The organism is Aeromicrobium sp. REDSEA-S32_B7 (assembly GCF_001626145.1).
Classification (GTDB): Bacteria; Actinomycetota; Actinomycetes; order Propionibacteriales; family Nocardioidaceae; genus Aeromicrobium; species Aeromicrobium erythreum.
Genome location: NZ_LUNF01000269.1, coordinates 1 through 3,759 on the forward strand (window position 1 = coordinate 1; position 3,759 = coordinate 3,759).

General features: G+C 72.8%; 2 protein-coding genes and 2 pseudogenes. 2 read left to right on the top strand and 2 right to left on the bottom strand.

Going from position 1 to position 3,759, the window contains the following annotated elements:
- A pseudogene (locus tag A6Q79_RS16235) lies at nucleotides 1-342 on the bottom strand (hypothetical protein); the annotation flags it as partial.
- 99 nt (nucleotides 343-441) lie between these two features.
- On the opposite strand from A6Q79_RS16235, the gene A6Q79_RS16240 reads away from it, so the two are divergent.
- Nucleotides 442-1,443 carry an NAD(P)H-dependent glycerol-3-phosphate dehydrogenase gene (locus A6Q79_RS16240; RefSeq protein WP_286689454.1) on the top strand — a complete coding sequence of 334 codons (1,002 nt, stop codon included), beginning with the start codon at nucleotides 442-444 and terminating at the stop codon, nucleotides 1,441-1,443.
- 24 nt (nucleotides 1,444-1,467) lie between these two features.
- On the opposite strand, the gene A6Q79_RS16245 is transcribed toward A6Q79_RS16240, so the two are convergent.
- Complete coding sequence (locus A6Q79_RS16245; protein WP_286689453.1) at nucleotides 1,468-2,532, bottom strand: PLP-dependent aspartate aminotransferase family protein; 1,065 nt, start codon at nucleotides 2,530-2,532, stop codon at nucleotides 1,468-1,470.
- Nucleotides 2,533-2,648: 116 nt separating this feature from the next.
- On the opposite strand from A6Q79_RS16245, the pseudogene A6Q79_RS16250 reads away from it, so the two are divergent.
- A pseudogene (locus A6Q79_RS16250) lies at nucleotides 2,649-3,640 on the top strand (D-alanine--D-alanine ligase family protein).
- Nucleotides 3,641-3,759 lie beyond the last annotated feature (119 nt).

Consider the following 3,759-nt stretch of genomic DNA (forward strand, 5'->3'; position numbering starts at 1 on the left):
GTCGGCTGGAGAGGCGACGTCGTCGGTCGCGTCGGTCGGTGCACGGTACGCGGTCCGGGGGGCGGCGAGCGTGTGCACGTCGATCCGAGGGCCGCTCGGAAGCTCGCCGCGGATCTCGCCGACCATGGCGGTCAGCGTGTCCATCAGCCGGTCGGTGGCCGTGCGCAGGACGTCCTCGGTGATCGGCAGGCCGACGAGGTCGGACAGGTCGACCGGATCGCCCACCACGACGTGGATCGTCTTGCGCGGCAGGAACCGCGGGAGCTTCGTGTACGGCCAGAGGATGCGCTGCGCGCCCCACTGAGCGAGCGGCACGAGCGGACGGCCGGTGGCGAGGGCCACCCGGACCGCGTACCGTGCACCGACCGACGCGACCGACGACGTCGCCTCTCCAGCCGACCCCGCCCCGTCCGGCGCGGACGACACCCCGAAGGAGCCGTGATGGCCAGGACCGCCGTGATGGGAGCAGGATCGTGGGGCACCGCGTTCGCGCTGGTGCTGGCCGACGCGGGCAACGACGTGCGTCTCTGGGGCCGCCGCGCCGAGCTGTGCGACGCGATCAACGCGACGCACGAGAACGCCGACTACCTGCCCGGCATCGCGCTCCCGGAGACCATCCGCGCCACCCACGACCCGCGCGAGGCGCTCGCCGACGCGGAGGTGGTGGTGCTCGCCGTGCCGTCGCAGCAGCTGCGCGCCAACCTCGGCGACTGGGGCGACGCGATCGACGACGCCGCGGTGATGGTCAGCCTGATGAAGGGCGTCGAGCTCGGCACGCACCTGCGGATGAGCGAGGTGGTGGCCGAGCTGACCGGTGCCGGTCCCGAGCGCATCGCCGTGGTCACCGGCCCGAACCTCGCGAAGGAGATCGCCCGGCGGGAGCCGGCGGCCAGCGTGGTGGCGTGCGCCGACCAGGCCGTCGCCGAGCGGCTGCAGAAGCTGTGCCACACGGCGGCGTTCCGCCCCTACACGAACACCGACGTCATCGGCTGCGAGCTCGGCGGCACCACGAAGAACGTGATCGGCCTGGCCGTCGGCGTGTGCATCGGTCTCGGCTTCGGCGACAACACGAAGGCGTCGGTGATCACGCGCGGTCTCGCCGAGACCGCACGGCTCGGCGTCGCGATCGGGGCCGACCCGCTGACCTTCTCGGGGCTCGCCGGCATGGGCGACCTGGTGGCCACCTGCTCGTCGCCGTTGTCGCGTAACCGCACCTTCGGCGAGAAGCTCGGCCAGGGCCTGAGCGTCGAGGAGGTGACGGCGCAGACCCGTCAGGTCGCCGAGGGCGTCAAGTCGTGCCGCTCCGTCGCGGAGCTCGCCGCCGCCCACGACGTGGACATGCCGATCGTCGCCCACGTCGCGGCGCTCATCGCGGGCGAGATGGACCCCGAGGCGCTCGTGAAGGCGCTCATCTCGCGCGAGGCCAAGCCCGAGGTCCGCTGACCCTCGCGTCGCCCTGTGCGGGCGTCAGATCGCCGCGAGGGACCGCTCGACGTCGTACCAGATGTCCTCGACGTCCTCGATGCCCACCGAGAGACGCACGAGCGCCTCGGGCACCACGGCGGGCTCCGCCGCGTGACGGCGACGTCGCTCCCAGGTGGACTCCACGCCGCCGAGGCTCGTGGCGTGGGTGATGACGTCGGACTGCTCGGTGACCTTCTGCGCCATGTCCGGTCCGCCCTGCACCTCGAAGGACAGGATGGTGCCCCAGCCGGGGTAGCGGATGCCGGAGACCACCGACGACGACTGCAGACGTCGGGCGATCTCGCGCGCGTTCGCCTCCGCGCGGTCGAGGCGCACGTGCAGCGTGCGGATGCCGCGGGTGGCGAGCCAGCACTCCATCGCGCCGGGGATGGCGCCGAGGTTCGCGCGGCGGGCCTCGATGGCGCGGTGCGCCCGGGGGTTGCCCGTGACGACGGCGCCGAGGATCACGTCGCTGTGCCCGGAGATGAGCTTGGAGGCCGAGTGCACGACGAAGTCGGCGCCCAGCTCGAGCGGCTTCTGGCGCAGCGGCGTCGCGAACGTGTTGTCGACGGCGACCGCCGTGCCGGCGCGCGCCGCCTCGGCGGCGATGTGCTCGACGTCGGCGACCTCCAGCAGCGGGTTGGTGGGCGACTCCAGCCAGACGAGTGCGGCGTCGTCGGCGGCGTCGACCACGGCCTGGGTGTCGGTGACGTCGACGAGCCGCAGGTCGATGAGTCCGCGTCGGGCGCGCTCGCGCAGCTGCACCAGCGTGCCGGAGTAGGCGCCGGCGGGGGCGACCACGGCCGCGCGGGCGGGCACGAGGTCGAACACGGCCGCGCAGGCCGCCTGACCCGACGCGAACGCGAGGGCGCGACCGCCCTCCAGGGCTCCCAGCACCTCCTCGAACGCGGTCCACGCCGGGTTGCCGTGACGTCCGTACTCGGACTCGCCGCCGGGGACGAGGGCGCTGGCCAGCGTGATCGGCGCGTTCAGCGGGGCCCCCGGGGTGCGAGCAGGACGCCCGGCTCCGACGGCGATGGTCGACGACGAGAGCTCGGGTCCGTGCATGACCTCCATTGTGCAGGCCGCCGCCGACACAGCCCAGGGGCCGAGGGCCTCTTCCGCCGTGACATGTTCCATAGGCTCCCGCGGCACGTCGCCGACGCGGGCTAGGCTGACGGGCGATGAACGAGACCTCCAGCACCGTGCCCGCCCGTCCCCGGGTCGTCGTCCTGTTCGGCGGGCGTTCCAGTGAGCACGGGGTCTCCTGCCTCACCGCACGCAACGTCGTCGCGGTCGTGGACCGCGAGCGCTACGACGTCCTCACCGTGGGCATCACGCCCGACGGTCGCTGGGTGCGCGACGACCTCTCCGCCCCGGTGCCGGCGAGCGGACTGCCCGAGGTGGCCGTCGACGGCGAGCCGGTCTGCTCGAGGTCGCGGGCGTCCGCTACGTGGGGGCTGGGGTGCTGGCCAGCGCGGTCGGCATGGACAAGCCGTTCACCAAGACGGTGTTCGCGGCCGCCGGCCTGCCGCAGATCCCGTACGTGACGATCCTGCCCGCCCAGTGGGACACCGAGCGCGACAAGGTGCTCGCGCGGGTCGGCGCACTCGGACTGCCCGTGTTCGTCAAGCCGGCCCGGGCCGGGTCGAGCTCGGGCGTCACCAAGGTCGACGACGCCGGGTTCCTCGTCGAGGCGGTCGAGGCCGCCCGCAAGCACGACCCCAAGGTGATCGTCGAGGCCGCCGCGGTCAACAAGCGCGAGCTCGAGGTCGGCGTCATCCAGCAGCCCGACGGCACGCCCCTCGCGAGCGTCGTCGGCGAGGTCCGCAACGACGACACCACGCACGACTTCTACGACTTCGAGGCGAAGTACCTCGACGGCACGAGCGTCAACCTGGTGCCCGCCGACATCTCCGACGTCTTCGCCGCCCGCATCCGCGACTACGCCGTGAAGGCCTTCACCGCCATCGGTGGCGAGGGCCTGGCCCGCGTCGACTTCTTCGCCACCGACTCCGCCCCCGACGGCCTCGTCATCAACGAGATCAACACGATGCCCGGCTTCACGTCGACGTCGATGTTCCCCGTCCTCTGGGAGGCCACCGGCATCAGCTACGCCGAGCTCGTCGACCGCCTGCTCCAGCTCGCCCTCCGACGTTCGCCCGGGCTGCGCTGACGGGGTTCGTTGTCGTCCTCGTCGTCGCCCTGCGGCTGCGTGGGCTGCGATGGTCGTCGGCCTGCGGGTGCGCTGCTTCGGCTGGTGCTGGGTGTGGTCTCCGAAAGGGCTTCGACCGG

What these genes read in the sequence shown, in the direction of transcription:
- A6Q79_RS16240 (WP_286689454.1), top strand. Translation starts at nt 442, where the DNA reads ATGGCCAGGACCGCCGTGATGGGAGCAGGATCGTGGGGCACCGCGTTC.
- A6Q79_RS16245 (WP_286689453.1), bottom strand. Translation starts at nt 2,532, where the DNA reads ATGCACGGACCCGAGCTCTCGTCGTCGACCATCGCCGTCGGAGCCGGG.